We start from the raw sequence: 18,933 nt of genomic DNA on the forward strand, positions 1-18,933 counted from the left end.
GATGGGCCGTATAAATAACTTGTTTAATTTAAATACATTCTTATCCACTAAAGAATGTATTGATTCCTTATTTTTTTCTTGAATTTTTCCCCTAAGCGCCGCATATTAGCTAAGTGATTTATAATTTATAAATCAGATAATATTTTATTTATAAGAGGATTTTCTCAATGATGCGGATTGGTTTGTTTTTGCTTACCAACCTCGCGGTACTGGTTGTAGCTGGCATTATTTTGTCACTCTTCGGTGTCGGTAGTTACCATGGCGCGGGTGGCTTGAATCTAGGCAACCTTTTAGTCATCTGTTTTGTGTTTGGTATGGTGGGCTCATTAGTCTCTCTATTTATGTCCAAATGGATGGCTAAAAAAACTACTGGTACAGAACTGATTGACCCAAATGCTCCTCGTAACCAAGCTGAAAGCTGGTTATTGCAAACAGTCGCTGAACTTTCTCAACGTGCTGGTATTAATATGCCAGAGGTTGGTATCTTTCCTTCATATCAGTCTAATGCCTTCGCAACAGGCTGGAATAAAAATGATGCCTTAGTTGCCGTTTCAAGCGGTCTACTTGAGCGTATGAACAAAGATGAGCTACGTGCAGTGCTTGCGCACGAGATTGGTCACGTTGCAAATGGTGACATGGTCACATTGGCACTCATCCAAGGTGTTGTAAACGCCTTTGTTATGTTCTTTGCTCGCGTAGTAGGTGACTTTATCGACCGTAATGTTTTTGGTCGTCAAGACAATGAAGCACCTGGTATGGGTTATTTCCTCATTACGATGGTTTTAGATATCGTGTTCGGTATCCTAGCTTCTGCTATTGTGATGTGGTTCTCTCGCTACCGTGAATACCGTGCTGATGAAGCAGGTGCACGTTTAGCTGGTAAACAAGCAATGATTTCTGCTTTATTACGTTTACAGGCAGAAACAGAGTTACCTGACCAAATGCCAAAAGAAATGAAAGCGTTCGCTATTGCGGAAGGTAAAGAACAAGGCTTTAGCTTGGCTGCATTGTTCCAAACTCACCCTTCGATCGAACAGCGTGTTGCAGCTCTACATCAGTTAGATTGCCCATAACACAGTGAATGAAAAGCCTCCAGTTGGAGGCTTTTTTATTAGGCTGAATGGGCAAGTCCCCAAAGAAAACTGATTCCCCACCACATTGCAAAACCAATCAAAATAAGCACAAACATCCCCAATAAATCGGGTATATGTAGCCATAGCCAACTCACAACAGGGTTACGCCAGAAAGCTGACTGTTGCTGCTTCTTTTCAAGCTTTTCATGTAAATACGGATGGACAACATGCATATCACTTTGAATCGCATATTCTTCACGAATGTGGGTATGGACGACGTCTAACGCTTTTCTGCTAGGACGTATAAAAATATCGAAAATAGTCCCAGCAACTGGAACACAACCCACCACAGCATCGACTACAGCCAATTTTATAACGGGAGTGAGCTTATGCTGCGGTACACCAATTTGCTTGGCTTTATATATGGCATAGCAAGTCAGGACGAAACCCGCTACATCACCCGCAATAGGAATGGTACTTAGGGCCGCATCGGCCCCAATACCCTGCTTTGTAAAAGGAATACGGACTGCGCTATCCATCATGGTTGCGAATTTAGCCAGATCTCGTTCTAATGCGATGACCTGTTGCTGTGTTAGTTTTTTTTCTTGAGGCATCTAAATCAAATATATGAAGAGAAGTTAAACTTAATATACTTGATTTAATGCCTGATTTTAAATTGTTTGCTTTTAACTCGAAGCTTTCGCTTTAAACAGTGAGCGTAATAACACGTACATCACTGGAATAAAGAATAAAACCAGCACAGTACCAAACATCACACCACCTAAAATACTAATACCAATTTCTTGACGGCTCACCGCACCAGCACCCTGTGCAAACACAAGTGGAATCACCCCAGCACCAAAGGCTAAAGAAGTCATTAAAATCGGTCTTAAACGCAAGCTCGCGCCTTCTAGAGCAGCCTGAATAGCATTCTTTCCTTTCTCTTGAGCTAATGCAGCGAACTCAACAATTAAAATTCCGTTTTTACATGACAACCCAATCGTAGTTAAAAGTGCAATTTGGAAATACACGTCATTTGGTAAACCAAAGATATAAGAGAAAATGACACTTCCTCCTACACCTAGCGGAATAGAAGTCATTACAGCAGCAGGAATACTTAAGCTTTCATACAAAGCAGCTAAACATAAGAAAATAAAACCAGCCGAAATCAGATATAACCATACAGCCTGATTCGTCGACTTTTGTTCTTCAAAAGACAAGCCAGTCCATGCTAAGCCGATGTCTTTTTGCTGGTTGACGAGTTGTTCAACATCCTTCATGGCTTGACCAGAACTGCTACCACTCGCAACATCTGCCTGTAGCTGTAAAGCACTATATCCCATATAGCGTTTCACAATTTCCGGTGCCCCGCCCCAGCTGAAGTTTGCAAATGAGCTAAAAGGCACCATTTCATTTTGGCTATTACGCACAGACCAATTATATAAATCTTCAGGTTTAGATCTAAACTGGGCATCACCTTGAATCATGACGCGTTTAATACGGCCCCGATCAATAAAGTCATTTACGTAAGTTCCACCCCATGCACTCGATAACGTATTGTTAATTGCTGAGAGTTCCAAACTATTTGCCAAAGCCTGTTTCTGATCAATCTTGATATTCAGATTCGCTTTACTATTGGTAGACTGCTTATCAAAATTTTCGAAAGTTGAATAGTTTTTACTTTGAGTTTGTAACTGTCGGAACATCCCATCTAAGAAGTTTTGACCTTGACCATTTAAGTCCTGAATCCAAAAATCTAGACCATCCGTTTGGCCTAAACCATTTACTGAAGGTGGTAAGGTCACATTAATTTGAGCATTATTTAAATGACTAAAATATTTCATTGCACGCTTTTGTATAGCGTCAGCGGAGTTTTCTTTTGCAGTACGGACATCCCAAGGTTTTAAAGCAACAAAGCCTTGTGCTAAATTTTGTCCAGTACCGGCATTATTTCGACCGTAACGAATTAAAACCAAATCAACATTTTTATCTTCTTGTTTCAGAAAGTATTGGCGTACTTGCTCACCGATTTTCTGACTTTCAGAAATTGGAGCACTATCTACCAATTTAATTTGAACGCTTAAAATACCTTGGTCTTCTTTAGGAATAAATCCACTTTTTAAACCACTATAGAACAGCGTAAAAACTGCTATCAGCGCAACAAAAATCACAATAACTGATTTACTGTAATCAATACTCGTCTGAACAAGCTTGATATATTTATTCTTAAGTTGATCAATTTTTTGGTTAAACCAAATTGCCCAACGCTTAGGTTCAGAGTTCGGTTTTAAAATTAATGCACATAAGGCGGGGGTTAATACAAGTGCAACAACCAGCGATAGTGCCATAGCGGCAACTAAAGTAATGGAAAACTGGCGGTAAATCACCCCAATTGAGCCACCTAAAAAAGACATTGGAATAAAAACTGCGGTTAAAACCAAAGTAATCCCAACTAAGGCCCCACTAATTTCACCCATTGACTCAATCGCAGCTTCTTTAGGGCTTAAGTGCTGTTCATGCATGAGCCGTTCAACGTTTTCAACAACCACAATTGCATCATCAACCAACAAACCTATGGCGAGTACCAATGCAAATAATGTCAATGTGTTAATACTAAACCCGAGCACATATAAGACCGCAAAAGTCCCTAGAATAACAACTGGCACGGTAATACTCGGAATAAGAGTGGCGCGCCAGCTTTGTAAAAATAGGAACATGACCAAAATAACCAGAATAATCGCTTCTACAAGGGTCTTAACAACTTCCTTAATTGACTCTTGAACAAACGGCGTATTATCTCGTGGATAAACGATCTTATAGCCAGCTGGTAATTTAGTTGCGAGCTGATCTAAGGTTTGATGAATGAGCTTAGAGGTCTGAATTGCATTTGCACCAGAAGATAACGAAATACCTAAACCTGCCGCAGGATAACCATTAATCGTATTAAAGGACTGGTAGTTCTCTGCACCAAGCTCAACTCGTGCAATATCTTTTAAGTAAACATAACTCGCAGTTTTATTCGACTTTACAACAATATTTTTAAAATCATCGACTGTTTTGAGTCGAGAACCTGCAGTCACTTTTGTATTTAAATATTGTCCATCAATGACTGGTAAATCACCAATTGCACCTGCAGCAACTTGGGTATTTTGGGCAGTGATTGCGTTCGCCACATCACTTGGCATTAAATTATATTGTTTTAACTTGTCCGGATTTAACCAAATACGCATCGCATATTGCGAACCAAATACATCAGTTTCACCCACCCCTTCAATACGGTTCAGGTTATCTACCACGTGCGTAGTTAAATAGTCTGATAGCTCAATATTTCCCGTTTTACCTGTCGAGTCATATAAACCAATTACCATAAAAGTATCACCTAGTGACTTATTGACTGTCACACCTTGGCGCTGAACTTCATCGGGTAAACGGCGTATGACACCGCTAATACTGTTTTGGACTTGGACCTGAGCAGTGTCTGGGTTGGTTCCATTATCAAAACTAATGGTAATTCGGCTACGTCCCGATGAATCACTTGATGAACTAAAATAGAGTAAGTGGTCAATCCCTTGTATTTGCTGTTCTAAAATTTGAGTCACACTTTGCTCAACCGTTTGCGCATCTGCGCCACTATAGTTGGCTGACACTGTAATCTTCGGCGGCGCGATATCTGGATATCGTTCTACAGGTAAATTCATGACCGAAAAAATACCGAAAGCCATAACAATGATCGCCAGGACATTGGCAAAAATAGGACGTTCAATAAAAAATTTAGATAGCATGGCTGCCCGGTATAATGTCGTTAATTAACAGAAATAAATGCCGCTTTGAGACCATGTGATCATCAACGAGCAATGTAAAAAAGACAAGTAGAATTAAAACAATAAATGTAATTAAGACAAAAACAAAGCGCGTTTGAATATTTCCAACAAAGCAATAAAGAACCAGTTAACTAGTGTCACTTAAAATTCATGAATTCTTCATGATCATGTCAAACTAAATCTTAATACTTGAGTCGTTTCAACTAAAACAATATGAGTAGAATTATGTTTAGAAAAGCACTTTTATGCTTAAGTTTAGTTAGCTTGGTCGGTTGTAATGACGATGATAAAATTGAAACGACACCAACTACACCAGAATATCAACTTCCTAAAATTTTAGTTATCGGACACCGCGGCGCTAGCGCTTTACGTCCTGAACATACGTTAGCTTCATATCAAAAAGCGATTGATGATGGTGCTGACTTTATCGAACCCGATCTGGTGTCAACAAAAGATGGTGTATTGGTTACGCGTCATGAAAACGAAATTGGTGGGACTACCAATATCAGTACCCTTACCCAATTTGCGGACCGCAAAACCACCAAAAATATTGATGGTGTTAATTTAACGGGTTGGTTTACTGAAGACCTCACCTTAAATGAATTACAACAAGTTAAAGCACGTGAGCGTATTCCTGAGTTCCGACCAGCAAATACAGCTTACAATGACCTCTATTCAATTCCGACGCTCGAACAAGTCATTGAACTTGCCGAAGCAAATTATAAAAAAACTGGCAAGATTATTGGTTTATATATCGAAACCAAACATCCCACTTATTTTAAAAATAGAAATTTGGCTATGGAGGACACACTTCTTAAAACTCTGGCCAAGTATCAATATACACGTGATATCGCACCTATCTATTTGCAGTCTTTTGAAGTCAGCAATTTAAAATATTTAAAAGATCAACTTGACCTTCATAAGACACTTAAACATGCACAAATCATTCAGTTATATGATGCAAAAACATCTCGACCAGCCGACTTTGTTGAATCTGGTGTATCTAAGACGTATGGTGATTTGGCCACAGCACAAAGCTTAAAAGATGTTGCTAAATATGCAAATGGCGTTGGCCCAAGCAAAAACTATATTCTTAATTTCAATACTGATGGTTCAGTACAAACCACTTCATTTATTAGCGATGCACATGCCGCTGGCTTAAAAGTACACCCATATACTTTCCGCCCAGAAAACAACTTTTTACCACAACCTTTAAAATGTAGCGACAAACCTGCTGAACGTTGTCCAACAGGTGCTTTAAAAGAGTTCGAAGCATATTTTAAAGCAGGTGTAGATGGTGTCTTTACCGATGATCCTGCACTTGGCCGTCAAGCTGTGACTAATTTTGAGAAAACAACAAAATAATTAAATACTTAATAAAAAATGGGGCATTGAATGCCCCATTTTTTACTTCTCAAGACTGTTATTAAAATATAAAGGAATCCACTGATATTGCTCTGCATTCACTTTATATACATGGCCAATCCCCGGAAATGGCAAATGTGGAGCAGCTACCCATTGCTGTTTATTTGAAATTTCAGCAAACATTTTTAAACGGGTATTAATTGCCTGCTCGGAATTTACATCAAAATCTACGCCAGTTTTTGGAGCATCAAACTGAAAAGAATGTGAGTGGACAATGTCCCCTACAAAGACAATTTGTTGACCCTTGCTCTTTAAACGGAAGCTATGGTGACCCGGTGTGTGCCCTTGTGTATTGATTACTTCAAAACCTTGAATGACATCACCATCTTTAAAGGTTTTGAATGCTTTTCTCGCCTCATAAGGTGCAAGTGCAACTTTTACATTTTTAACAGTGCCTAAATAATTTTCTTTTTGATTTGCTGGTACTGTTTTTTCAGAAGCTGGGTTTAACCAGTAATCTGCTTCACGTTCATGCGCATAAATAGTTGCATTAGGAAATACTGCTTTTCCATCTTTAGCAATTCCACAAACATGGTCTGGGTGCAAATGTGTCAATAAAACCGTTTTCACGTTAGCAAGCTGATAGCCTGCCAGTTCAAGATTTTTAGCAATCGAACCCAACTGTGGGCCAAAACAACTTGAGGCACCGCTATCAACAAGCGTCAAACTTTTGCCGTCATCTACTAAAAATGCATTTACAGAAGTCTGGATGCCCTTCTCATTAACAGCGGCATACTTAGTTAAAATTTTAGTCTTCTCAGCCTGACTCAAATTTTTGAATAATTTAGGGTCTAAATAAATGGTGCCATCAAGTAAAGAGGTGATGCGATAATTACCAAATTGATGCTTATAATATCCCGGTACTTGCTGAGCTGAAGCAGGCTCTGCATAGCTTACATGTAAGCCACCCATGACAAGTCCTAATGCTACAAATAGTTTTTTCATCTCTTCTTCTCTATCAAGTTATAAAGTCAAAATCTTTAAAAAAGATTTAATATTTTTTTTGAGGGCCGCGATATATAATGCATGAAAAGTGTTAAAAATATAAGTGAATGAATAGTTATTCTCCCTACAAAGGCAAAAGCGGACTCAAGCGCATCTTGAATGCGACAGGTTATTCAATTTCAGGATTTAAGGCAGCTTATAAAAATGAAGCCGCTTTTCGACAAATTGTTTTAATTAATGTCGTGCTTATCCCTACTAGCTTTTTCCTAGATGTGACTCGTGGTGAACATGCACTTATGGTCGTTGTATGTTTATTTGCAATTATTGTAGAACTATTCAATTCTGCGATTGAGGCAGTAGTTGACCGCGTATCACTTGAAAAACATCAACTCTCTAAAAATGCCAAAGATATGGGAAGTGCTGCACAGTTTGTTGCACTGTCTATTATTGCAGTGACATGGCTTATCATTTTATTAGGCTAAAAAAAAACCATGCTTATAAAAGGATAAGCATGGTGTAACAAAAAAGAGGAACTACAGCTACTGTTCCTGACTATAAGTTTAAGAATATCAACTTAACTTTTTCTTAATTTATATAAGAAATAAAAAAAATCCCTGCAAATGCAGGGATTTTTTATTTAGACGTTAATGTTGAATTACATCATGCCGCCCATTCCACCCATACCGCCCATGTCTGGAGCAGCTGGTTTGTCTTCAGGAATGTCAGTAATCATACATTCTGTAGTCAACATTAAGCCCGCAACAGAAGCAGCGTGCTCAAGTGCAGAACGAGTTACTTTAGCTGGGTCAAGAATACCCATTTCTAACATATCGCCATATTCGCCAGTTGCAGCGTTATAACCGAAGTTACCTTCACCACCCTTAACAGCGTTGATCACTACAGATGGCTCATCACCAGCGTTCGCAACGATTTGACGAAGTGGAGCTTCGATCGCACGGCGTAAAATGTTGATACCTGCAGTTTGGTCTTCGTTAGAACCTTTTAAGCCATCAAGAACGTTTACAGCACGTACAAGCGCAACACCACCACCTGCAACAACACCTTCTTCAACTGCTGCACGAGTTGCGTGAAGAGCGTCGTCTACACGGTCTTTCTTCTCTTTCATTTCAACTTCAGTTGCTGCACCGATTTTAATTACAGCAACACCGCCTGCCAATTTAGCAACGCGTTCTTGTAATTTTTCACGGTCATATTCTGAAGTAGATTCTTCGATTTGAGCACGGATTTGTTGAACACGCTCAGCGATAGCAGCAGCATCACCAGCACCGTCAACAATAACTGTGTTTTCTTTAGAAACAGTGATTTTGTGCGCTGTACCTAAATCTTGAAGAGTCGCTTGTTCTAAAGACATACCAACTTCTTCAGAAATAACAGTTGCGCCAGTCAAGATTGCGATGTCTTGAAGCATAGCTTTACGACGGTCACCGAAACCAGGAGCTTTAACAGCACACACTTTGATAATACCGCGCATGTTGTTTACAACAAGAGTTGCAAGCGCTTCACCTTCAACATCTTCAGCGATGATAAGAAGTGGTTTACCAGTTTTAGCAACTGCTTCTAAAACAGAAATCAATTCACGAATGTTGCTGATTTTTTTGTCAACAAGAAGGATGAATGGGTTTTCAAGTTCAGCAGTCAAAGTATCTTGCTTGTTAGCAAAGTACGGAGAGATATAACCACGGTCAAACTGCATACCTTCTACAACGTCTAATGCGTCTTCGAAGCCAGAACCTTCTTCTACAGTGATTACACCTTCTTTACCTACTTTTTCCATTGCTTGAGCAATAAGTTTACCAACAGTAGTATCAGAGTTAGCAGAGATAGAACCAACTTGTTCAATTGCTTTGAAATCATCAGCTGGTTTAGCAATAGAACGTATATTTTCAACTACAGTTTTTACTGCAATATCGATACCGCGTTTTAAATCCATTGGGTTCATACCAGCAGTTACTGATTTGATACCTTCGTTTAAAATTGCTTGAGCAAGTACAGTCGCAGTTGTTGTACCGTCACCTGCGATGTCATTAGTTTTGCTTGAAACTTCACGAACAAGTTGAGCACCCATGTTTTCAAACTTGTCTTTTAATGAAATTTCTTTAGCAACAGTCACACCGTCTTTAGTGATGTGCGGCGCACCGAAAGAACGGTCGATCACAACATTACGGCCTTTAGGACCTAAAGTCACTTTAACCGCATCTGCAAGTACGTTTACACCTGCAATCATTTTTGAGCGAGCTGAATCACCAAATTTTACGTCTTTAGCTGACATATTAAACTCCGAATCTTTTTAAATACTGAATCTGATAATGAATTGAGTTATGAATCGATTAGCCTTCTAATACAGCTAAGATGTCTGACTCTTTCATGATTAAGAGTTCTTCACCGCTTACTTTAACTGTTGTACCTGCATAAGTACCGAATAACACTTTGTCACCAACTTTAACATCCAAAGCACGTACGCCGTTATCAGTGATTTGACCATTACCTACTGCAATTACTTCACCTTGAGATGGTTTTTCAGCAGCAGAACCTGGCAATAAAATACCACCAGCAGTTTTGGTTTCTTCTTCTACACGACGAATCACAACGCGATCATGTAATGGACGAATGTTGCTCATAATTAACTCCATCAGACTAAGTCTTTTTGATTAATCGTTATTGCTTTAATCCAGAGCAATAACAAAATATTTAGATGTCACTTTTGTGGGGATGAAAAAAAAGGCTTCAAGGGGAAATAAGAAAAAATTTCCTCTTTTTTGAATATTTTTTAAACAATCAAATATTTAATCTCATCTAACCCAGATCAATCTGAAGTGAATTCAGCCAACTGTTCATTGAACCAATAATGCTGAATCTTTCCTGTATTTGAAACTGTATTAAAGCTATTCGGATTGTGATGATATAAACGAGTAGAAGTTGCTGTACCCGCATGAATATCATAAATAGGATGATCTATTTCTAAATGATAAATTTGCGTTAAATCATATACAGCCGTTTTATGGAGATGACCATGCAACATTCCAAATAATCCTGTTGTACTCCACTTTTCTAAGGCAATTTTTCCCAAAACCGGACAATCCTTTATTCCATGCTTATTGTCAGGTGGTGTATAAAAAGGTTGATGGAAAACCACCAGCTTTATTTTATCTTTTGGCGCTTTCTCTAAACGCTCATAAGTATCTTGAATTTGTTCAATCGAAATATGCCCACGTGTGTGATAACGACGACGTATGCTGTTTACCCCAACAATATAGAAATGTTCGGTTTCTAAAGTCGGCTCTAGTTCACCAAAAAAATATCGATATCGGGTAAATGGAGAAAAAAAACGGTTCCAGACATGATACAAAGGAATATCATGATTTCCAGGCACCACAAGATAAGGAATATTGAGACTATCTAAAAACTGTCGGCATTTAAAAAATTGTTCATATCTGGCACGTTGGGTAATATCCCCACTCACAACAATCACTTCAGGCTGTTGCTGAATACAAAAGTATCTTATCGCCTCTAAACACTCTTTTTTTTCTGTGCCAAAGTGTAAATCAGACAGATGTAATAACATTCGGCACCATAATATTTAAAGCATTCTTTTCTACAGTGAAATTTAAAGGTGGTTTCATTTCTATAATTTCACCATCTAAAGCAACTGTAAGTTTCGATTTCTTTGCACATTCCACCACAACATGATCTGCACAAAAACTATATACGTCTTCTGCATCTTCAACTTTACCTTGAACCCATTGCCAAAGCATATTCAGCAAACTCAGCTTATCACTTTTTGTAATTACAACTCCAGCCACTCTTCCCTGTGCTGCACATTCTGCAATCCTGAGTTTCATATCACACAACTGTAATTGGTTATTTCCAAAAAAAATTAGAGGGGCTTTAACTGGATATTTTTTCCCATCTACCGTTATCGACAACTTCATGGATTTATTTTCTCTTAATAAAACATCTAAAGCTGAGGTATAAGCATGTAAAGGAAGCCTTCCTAAATATTTATTGTAAAGTTCGCGCTTTTTAATAAAGAGTGGATATAGACCTAAACTGGCATTATTCAAATAAATATGATCATTGATTGCTGCTATATGAACCGATCGAGGTGTACCTGTGGCAATAACTTCTACTGCGTCCAAAAGGTCTAATGGAATATCTAAAACTTTAGCAACGTAGTTAAAAGTCCCTAAAGGCAAAATTCCCATTGGAATAGATGTATTTTTAAGTTTAGATGCAACAGCATTTAAAGTGCCATCCCCACCAGCTGCAACAACTACCCCTCTATTTTCGTTTTGTGAATGCCGATGGATCACATTATTCATCAAATCATCAAATGATGTATCTTCATTTAATTCAAAAACTTGTATCTCAAAATCATGTTCTGTTAACGCGGTCATCACTTGCTCATAAACATCTTCATGCTTTGAAGCATGAAATCCTGATTTTTCATTGTAGATGATTGAAAGAGGTTTTAAGGGCCGCATTTTATTATCGTAAATAGGGATGTTTATTCTATTTTGTATATAAAATCACCTATTAAAAGTCTCTTTATGTAAATTTTGAATGATCTTCATTTGTTTAATCAATAATAATTCTCAAGAAATATTTAAGAGTTAATTTATTGATTTTAAATAAAATAATTTTAATAAATAACACACATACAACATAAAAATATGAAAGTATAAACCGTATAAAAAACTCTAACCAAATGATTTTCATTAAAAAACTCTCAGAAACCCAAATATCTAATTGTTAGTCTTTAGTCTTATTTTTTTTATGATTTTATGCTTTAATACAGCCACTTTTTTATTTGATCTTTCATTGTACCCCAATGAATAGACTTGTACGTTGTACATATTTTGAATAGGCCTCACCATGACCACAGTGAACGCACCAGAATTCGTTCGTCATCCTAAGCTTATAGCATGGGTTGAAGAAATTGCAAACTTAACCAAACCAGCAAAAATCGAATGGTGTGACGGAAGCGAAGAAGAATCTCAACGTCTAATCGACTTGATGATCGCTAACGGCACCATGCAGAAATTAAACCAAGAAAAACATCCTGGTTCTTATCTTGCAAATTCTGACCCATCTGACGTTGCGCGTGTTGAAGATCGTACTTACATCTGCTCTCAAAATAAAGAAGATGCTGGTGCGACAAACAACTGGGAAGATCCAGCTGTTATGCGTGAAAAATTAAATGGTTTATTTGAAGGTTCAATGGAAGGCCGTACGATGTACGTTGTTCCTTTCTCTATGGGTCCTTTAGGTAGCCATATTGCTCATATCGGTATCGAGTTAACTGACTCTCCTTATGTTGCTGTTAGCATGCGCAAAATGGCACGTATGGGTAAAGCAGTTTATGACGTATTAGGTACAGACGGCGAATTCGTTCCTTGCGTACACACAGTAGGTGCACCACTTGCTGAAGGTCAAAAAGACGTTGCATGGCCATGTAACCCAGAGAAATATATCGTTCATTACCCAGAGACTCGTGAAATCTGGTCTTTCGGTTCTGGGTACGGCGGTAACGCATTACTTGGTAAAAAATGTTTAGCTCTTCGTATCGCTTCTGTCATGGGACGCGAACAAGGTTGGTTAGCTGAACACATGCTTATTCTTGGTGTAACTAACCCTCAAGGTGAAAAACACTACATCGCTGCTGCTTTCCCATCTGCTTGTGGTAAAACAAACTTTGCGATGTTAATTCCACCAGCAGGTTATGAAGGTTGGAAAATCGAAACTGTAGGTGACGATATTGCTTGGATCAAACCAGGTGAAGACGGCCGTTTATATGCGATTAACCCTGAAGCTGGTTTCTTCGGTGTAGCTCCTGGTACAAATACCAAGACTAACCCAAACTGTATGGCAACTCTTCATAAAGATGTTATCTACACAAACGTAGCAGTAACTGAAGATGGTCAAGTATGGTGGGAAGGTCTTTCTAAAGAAGTTCCAACAAACTTAACGAACTGGAAAGGTCAACCTCACGTAAACGGTGAAAAAGCAGCACATCCAAATGCTCGTTTCACTGTTGCAGCAGGTCAATGTCCATCTATCGATGCTGATTGGGAAAACCCAGCAGGTGTTCCAATTTCTGCATTCATCTTCGGTGGTCGCCGTGCAGATACAGTTCCTTTAGTTTCTGAAGCTTTTGACTGGGTTGACGGCGTTTATAAAGCTGCAACTATGGGTTCTGAAACTACAGCTGCTGCTGTTGGTCAACAAGGTATCGTTCGTCGTGACCCATTCGCGATGCTTCCATTTGCTGGCTACAACATGGCTGACTACTTCGATCACTGGTTAAGCCTTGGTCAAGAAGTAAGTACAAAAGCTGAAGCTGCTGGTAATAAATTACCAAAAATCTTCAATGTAAACTGGTTCCGTCGTGATGCTGAAGGCAACTTCGTATGGCCTGGTTTCGGTCAAAACATGCGTGTTCTTGAGTGGATCATTGACCGTTGTGAAGGTCGTGCAAACGCTGTTGAAACACCAATTGGCCTTGTTCCAACTTACGATGACTTGAACTGGGAAGGTACTGAGTTCTCTAAAGAAGAATTTGACCTTATCACAGCTCAAGATAAAGATCAGTGGGTTACTGAAATTGAAAGCCACACTGAGTTATTCAATAAACTTGGTGAGCGCTTACCAAAAGCATTAAAAGAACGTCAAGCAGCTTTACTTGAAGCTGTAAAAACTGGCTTCTAATTGCTGAATATAAAAAAGGCCGCTTTATGCGGCCTTTTTTATTATGCGGCATCATCTTTTAGTCGACGTTCAGATAAATAAGCTTCTAACACTTTTATCTGTTTATCATCAAATGCCAAACCTAATTTAGATCTTCGCCAGAGTATGTCTTCTGCAGTATTTGCCCACTCATATTCACATAAATATTTAACTTCACATTCAAATAAATCGTGACCAAAGTTTTGCCCCAATTGTTCCATAGCATTTCGTTCATGGAGCATGTTCCAAACTCTTGTGCCATATGCATGAGCCCAACGCTTGGCAAGGGATTCAGAAACTCCACTTACATGTAATTGAATCTGGTTGATTAAATCATCTAGTGTGGTCCAGTTCTCAGCACCTGGTAATGGCTTATTGGCAGTCCACTCCTCTGCCATTTCACTAAAGAACGGAGACAAATGTTCTAAAGCAGCCTCAGCCAGTTTTCGATAAGTCGTAATCTTGCCGCCAAATACCGATAACAATGGTGCATTATTTTCTGCCTGTAGTGCCAAAGTATAGTCACGGGTAATTGCCGAAGGGTTATCAGACTCATCATCACATAAAGCGCGTACACCTGAGTACTGACTTACAATATCTGCTCGCGTTAACTGCTTTTTAAAATGTGAATTTGTGACCGTCAAAAGATAATCTATTTCTACATCGGTAATCTCTACCTTTTGTGGATCACCTTTATATTCCTGATCTGTTGTACCAATGAGGGTATATTTTTCTAAATATGGTATTGCAAACACGATACGTCGGTCTTCATTTTGCATAATAAAGGCTTTATGACAATCACATAGCTTTGGCACAACAATATGACTTCCTTGGATCAATCGGACTTGATAAGGTGATCTTAAGTTTAGGTTTTCACTAATAATTTCTTCAACCCAAGGACCAGCTGCATTTACTAAAGCTCTTGCACGTATCTGATAAACCTCAGCTCCACTTTGTAGTTCCAAGTACCACAGTTCTTGTTCTTTATAAGCCTTCACACATCGAGTTCGTGTCACGACTTTGGCACCCTGCTCTTTAGCTTGTAGCGCATTTAATACAACAAGACGTGCGTCATCTACAGTACAGTCAGAATATTCAAACCCACGCGTTATAGCTGGTTTCAAGGGACTATCTTCTTTGAAATAAATCAGATTTGAACCTAATAATTTTTCTCGTTTTCCCAAATGATCATAAAAGAATAGACCCGCTCGAATTAGCCAAGCCGGACGTAAGTGTGGTCGATGAGGCATAATAAAACGCATTGGTGCAATAATATGTGGCGCTTTAGCCAACAACACTTCTCGTTCTGCTAATGCTTCCCTGACCAACCTGAACTCTTTATGTTCTAAATAACGTAGACCACCATGAATTAATTTACTGCTAGCAGATGAGGTGTGACTGGCTAAATCATCTTTTTCACATAAAAATACGGATAATCCACGGCCTACTGCATCATTAGCAATACCGACGCCATTAATACCGCCACCAATTACGGCAATATCATATACTTTTGAATAATCATTAGATTGTATTGTCATTTCTTATATTCTTTTTATTGTTGATCTTATAAAAATTAAAACATCAAATTGATGAAACAACAATCTAAAAAGTAGAATAATCAAATTTGAATTAGCAAACCTTTAACCATTAATTGATTACTCTACAATTTAATTAATTTAAGAAAAAATCAATCCTCAGCCCAATTTTGACTACGCTTAACCGCCTTAAGCCAACCTTTATAAATCAGCTCAGATTGTTCAGCAGACATTTTTGGCTCAAATACCTTTTCTATGGCAGATTTATTTCTTAACTCATGAAGATCCTGCCAAAAACCCGTCGCCAAACCTGCAAGGAAAGCTGCACCCAAAGCAGTTGTTTCTTTCATTATTGGGCGTTCTACTGGTGTCGCTAAAATATCGGCTTGAAATTGCATCAAGAAATTATTTTCCGTTACTCCACCATCAACACGGAGAGTCCGAAGCTCTTCTTCGGCATCTTGCTGCATGGCATCAAGTACATCTCTTGTCTGGTAAGCAATGGACTCTAAAGTTGCACGAATAATATGTTCAATGCTAGCTCCACGTGTCAGACCAAAAATTGCCCCACGCGCTGTTGGGTCCCAATACGGTGCACCTAATCCAGTAAAAGCAGGAACCACATATACACCATTACTGTCTTTTACCCGTGTTGCATAAAGCTCAGAGTCTTTAGCGTTCTTAATGACCTTTAATTCATCACGTAGCCACTGTACACAAGAGCCACCATTAAATACGGCACCCTCTAAAGCATAGTTCACCTCACCGCTTGAACCGCATGCAATAGTTGTGAGTAATCCATGCTCTGAACGGACAATCTTTTTACCCGTGTTCATGAGTAAAAAGCAGCCAGTACCGTAAGTATTTTTAGCCTGCCCTGCCTCAACACACATTTGTCCAAAAAGCGCAGCTTGTTGATCACCTGCAATTCCCGCAATTGGAATACCGACTTCTTGCCCACTAATGGTATGTGTATATCCATAAACCTCAGATGAACTTCGTACCTCAGGTAACATTGCTTTAGGGATATCTAAGGCCTGTAAAAGCTTTTCATCCCATTCAAGCTTTTCAATATCAAACAGCATAGTTCGTGAAGCATTGGTAAAATCAGTGACGTGAACACCGCCATTGGTTAATTTCCAGATTAACCATGTATCCACCGTACCAAACAACAACTCTCCTCGCTTAGCACGTTCACGGCTTCCTTCAACATGGTCTAAAATCCATTTAATTTTTGTCGCTGAAAAATAAGGATCAATGACTAAACCCGTTGTTTTACGGATATATTCTTGCCAACCTGCTTTATGCAATTGATTACAAATTTCAGTCGTCTGTCGGCTTTGCCAAACAATTGCATTGTAAATCGGCTTGCCTGTTTTTTTATCCCAAACAACTGTAGTTTCTCGCTGGTTTGTAATGCCAATTGCCGCAACTTGTTCACTCTTAATACCGGCTTGAGCCAATGCCTCTACCCATACCGCACTTTGTGTTGCCCAAATTTCCATAGGGTCATGCTCAACCCAACCCGGTTGAGGATATATTTGAGTAAATTCTTTTTGAGCAATACTGACAACGTTTGCATCATGGTCTAAAACAATTGCTCTTGAGCTTGTTGTTCCCTGATCAAAAGCAACAATATATTTTTTTGGGCAATTTGACATCTGAATGTCCCTTTCATTATCTACACACATCTAGTCCACAATGCTAAGACATTATGTCCAACTGTATTTATTTAAAATTTTCTTTGGAATATATCATTATTTTTAAGGGATATAGGTTTTCTTCTTCCAAACATTACTCATTCTTTATCAGTTTTTACTAATCGGGAAAAAATAACAGCCCAAAGTTTCAGATAAGATCACAAAAATCAGTTGGTCGACTGATTTGAAATCACATAAATATTCAACTTATTCATTCGCTTAAATAATAAACATTGTTTTACAGACATAAAAAAAATAAAGTGAAATACTCTTCTAGATAATATGAAAAATCAGAATAAATCTTCTCTTTTTTAGCATTCAACCCAAGCAAAACATGGAGCGAATCATGGTTGATCAACCTTCTACCGCAACACCTCCACATTCTAATTTAGATACAAAAACTCGTCTAAAATCAATTTTGGGCGGTTCTGCCGGTAACCTTGTCGAATGGTACGACTGGTATGTATATGCCGCATTTACGCTCTATTTTGCTCATGCCTTTTTCCCAAAAGGAAGTCAAACAGCTCAACTCCTACAAGCAGCTGCAATTTTTGCAGTAGGTTTCCTTATGCGTCCCATCGGCGCATGGATTATGGGGATTTATTCAGACCGTAAAGGACGTAAGGCGGGTCTTACACTTTCCGTTACTTTAATGTGTGTTGGCTCTCTACTTATTGCAGTTACACCATCTTATGAAAGCATTGGTGTATTTGCCCCATTACTTCTGGTTGTTGCACGTTTAATACAAGGTCTAAGTGTAGGCGGTGAATATGGTGCAAGTGCTACTTATTTAAGTGAGATGGCAGAAAAAGACCGACGTGGTTTTTTTTCAAGCTTTCAATATGTCACCTTAATTGCCGGACAGCTCACTGCCTTGTGTGTACTTCTCATTTTACAAATGGTACTTACAGAGCAGCAATTACATGATTGGGGATGGCGTATTCCATTCTTTATTGGCGCTTTACTTGCGATTGTTGTGTTCCGTATTCGTCGTGGCTTACTAGAAACTCAATCTTTTAAAAATGCTCAAGCTGAAAAAGACCAACCACAATCGGGCATGTTTGCTTTATTTAAACACTACCCTAAAGAAGCGTTCACTGTATTATTCTTAACTGCTGGTGGTACTTTAGCTTTCTATACTTACACGACCTATTTACAGAAATATTTAGTGAATACTTCTGGTTTTTCTAAACCTGAAGCTACTCAAATTACCACTTTAGCGTTATTTATTTTCATGTGTCTACAACCTGTAGCAGGTGCTTTATCAGACCGAATTGGTCGAAAACCTCTTATGATTTTCTTCGGAATAACAGGTGTTTTATTCACATATATTTTATTTGATGCACTGGCAAACACACATAACTACTGGACAGCATTTTGGTTATGTTTTGGAGGTCTAGTAATGGTGACTGGCTACACTTCAATTAATGCTGTAGTGAAGGCCGAACTTTTTCCTGCTCATATTCGCGCTTTAGGAGTAGCTTTACCCTACGCGATTGCAAATACTTTGTTTGGTGGCACAGCAGAGTTTTTCGCATTAAGTTTCAAAGAGGCTGGACATGAGTCTTGGTACTTTATTTATGTCAGTGTCATGATTTTCATTTCATTGCTGATTTATATTTTTATGAAAGACACTAAGCATCATTCAAAAATTAAAGAGCATTAATATTTTACAATTAGAGCCAATATC

General features: G+C 38.6%; 14 protein-coding genes. 5 read left to right on the forward strand and 9 right to left on the reverse strand.

The genetic code is table 11. The features are described from left to right. Positions 1-167 precede the first annotated feature (167 nt). Positions 168-1,073, forward strand: coding sequence for a protease HtpX (htpX, locus tag MSG95_RS05545; protein ID WP_004699673.1), 906 nt, complete (start codon positions 168-170; stop codon positions 1,071-1,073). A 38-nt stretch (positions 1,074-1,111) separates the two neighbouring features. Here the strand turns inward: htpX and MSG95_RS05550 are convergent, their stop codons facing one another. After that, entirely contained in the window at positions 1,112-1,687 is a 576-nt protein-coding gene (locus tag MSG95_RS05550) for a DUF4112 domain-containing protein (RefSeq protein WP_004699670.1), read from the reverse strand. Positions 1,688-1,759: 72 nt separating this feature from the next. Further along, complete coding sequence (locus tag MSG95_RS05555; RefSeq protein WP_004699668.1) at positions 1,760-4,855, reverse strand: multidrug efflux RND transporter permease subunit; 3,096 nt, start codon at positions 4,853-4,855, stop codon at positions 1,760-1,762. Positions 4,856-5,119: 264 nt separating this feature from the next. Here MSG95_RS05555 and MSG95_RS05560 point away from each other — a divergent pair, with 264 nt between their 5' ends. Continuing rightward, the gene (locus MSG95_RS05560) at positions 5,120-6,259 is read left to right on the forward strand and encodes a glycerophosphodiester phosphodiesterase (RefSeq protein WP_077165146.1); all 1,140 of its coding nucleotides are present in this window, start codon (positions 5,120-5,122) and stop codon (positions 6,257-6,259) included. A gap of 42 nt (positions 6,260-6,301) precedes the next feature. Here MSG95_RS05560 and MSG95_RS05565 read toward each other — a convergent pair whose 3' ends face one another. After that, entirely contained in the window at positions 6,302-7,264 is a 963-nt protein-coding gene (locus MSG95_RS05565; RefSeq protein WP_324624615.1) for an MBL fold metallo-hydrolase, read from the reverse strand. 107 nt (positions 7,265-7,371) lie between these two features. Here MSG95_RS05565 and MSG95_RS05570 point away from each other — a divergent pair, with 107 nt between their 5' ends. Continuing rightward, complete coding sequence (locus MSG95_RS05570) at positions 7,372-7,746, forward strand: diacylglycerol kinase (RefSeq protein ID WP_004699662.1); 375 nt, start codon at positions 7,372-7,374, stop codon at positions 7,744-7,746. A gap of 173 nt (positions 7,747-7,919) precedes the next feature. On the opposite strand, the gene groL is transcribed toward MSG95_RS05570, so the two are convergent. The 4 genes from groL to MSG95_RS05590 form a co-directional block, all read right to left on the reverse strand. Next, entirely contained in the window at positions 7,920-9,554 is a 1,635-nt protein-coding gene (gene groL / locus MSG95_RS05575; RefSeq protein ID WP_004699660.1) for a chaperonin GroEL, read from the reverse strand. A 58-nt stretch (positions 9,555-9,612) separates the two neighbouring features. Further along, positions 9,613-9,903 (reverse strand): co-chaperone GroES, encoded by a 291-nt coding sequence (locus MSG95_RS05580; protein WP_004652030.1) that lies wholly within the window; start codon positions 9,901-9,903, stop codon positions 9,613-9,615. Positions 9,904-10,088: 185 nt separating this feature from the next. Then, positions 10,089-10,847 (reverse strand): metallophosphoesterase family protein, encoded by a 759-nt coding sequence (locus tag MSG95_RS05585; RefSeq protein WP_004699657.1) that lies wholly within the window; start codon positions 10,845-10,847, stop codon positions 10,089-10,091. Then, positions 10,828-11,766, reverse strand: coding sequence for a diacylglycerol/lipid kinase family protein (locus MSG95_RS05590; protein WP_004699656.1), 939 nt, complete (start codon positions 11,764-11,766; stop codon positions 10,828-10,830). Before MSG95_RS05590 ends, MSG95_RS05585 begins: the two co-directional genes overlap by 20 nt. A 391-nt stretch (positions 11,767-12,157) precedes the next feature. Between MSG95_RS05590 and MSG95_RS05595 the strand changes: the two genes are divergently transcribed. Continuing rightward, positions 12,158-13,990: a phosphoenolpyruvate carboxykinase (GTP) gene (locus MSG95_RS05595; protein WP_004699652.1), complete on the forward strand. Its 1,833-nt coding sequence runs from the start codon at positions 12,158-12,160 to the stop codon at positions 13,988-13,990. A gap of 41 nt (positions 13,991-14,031) precedes the next feature. On the opposite strand, the gene glpD is transcribed toward MSG95_RS05595, so the two are convergent. Together glpD and glpK are read right to left on the reverse strand one after the other, a co-directional pair. Then, on the reverse strand, positions 14,032-15,546 hold the full coding sequence (gene glpD, locus MSG95_RS05600) for a glycerol-3-phosphate dehydrogenase (RefSeq protein WP_004699650.1): 1,515 nt from the start codon (positions 15,544-15,546) through the stop codon (positions 14,032-14,034). A gap of 149 nt (positions 15,547-15,695) precedes the next feature. Beyond that, the gene (gene glpK, locus MSG95_RS05605) at positions 15,696-17,204 is read right to left on the reverse strand and encodes a glycerol kinase GlpK (RefSeq protein WP_004699649.1); all 1,509 of its coding nucleotides are present in this window, start codon (positions 17,202-17,204) and stop codon (positions 15,696-15,698) included. 373 nt (positions 17,205-17,577) lie between these two features. Here glpK and MSG95_RS05610 point away from each other — a divergent pair, with 373 nt between their 5' ends. Next, a complete protein-coding gene (locus MSG95_RS05610; protein ID WP_077165145.1) occupies positions 17,578-18,909 on the forward strand; it encodes an MFS transporter in 1,332 nt (443 codons plus the stop codon). Positions 18,910-18,933: the final 24 nt, after the last annotated feature.

This window comes from Acinetobacter sp. IK23 (assembly GCF_035615275.1).
Lineage (GTDB): Bacteria > Pseudomonadota > Gammaproteobacteria > Pseudomonadales > Moraxellaceae > Acinetobacter > Acinetobacter seifertii.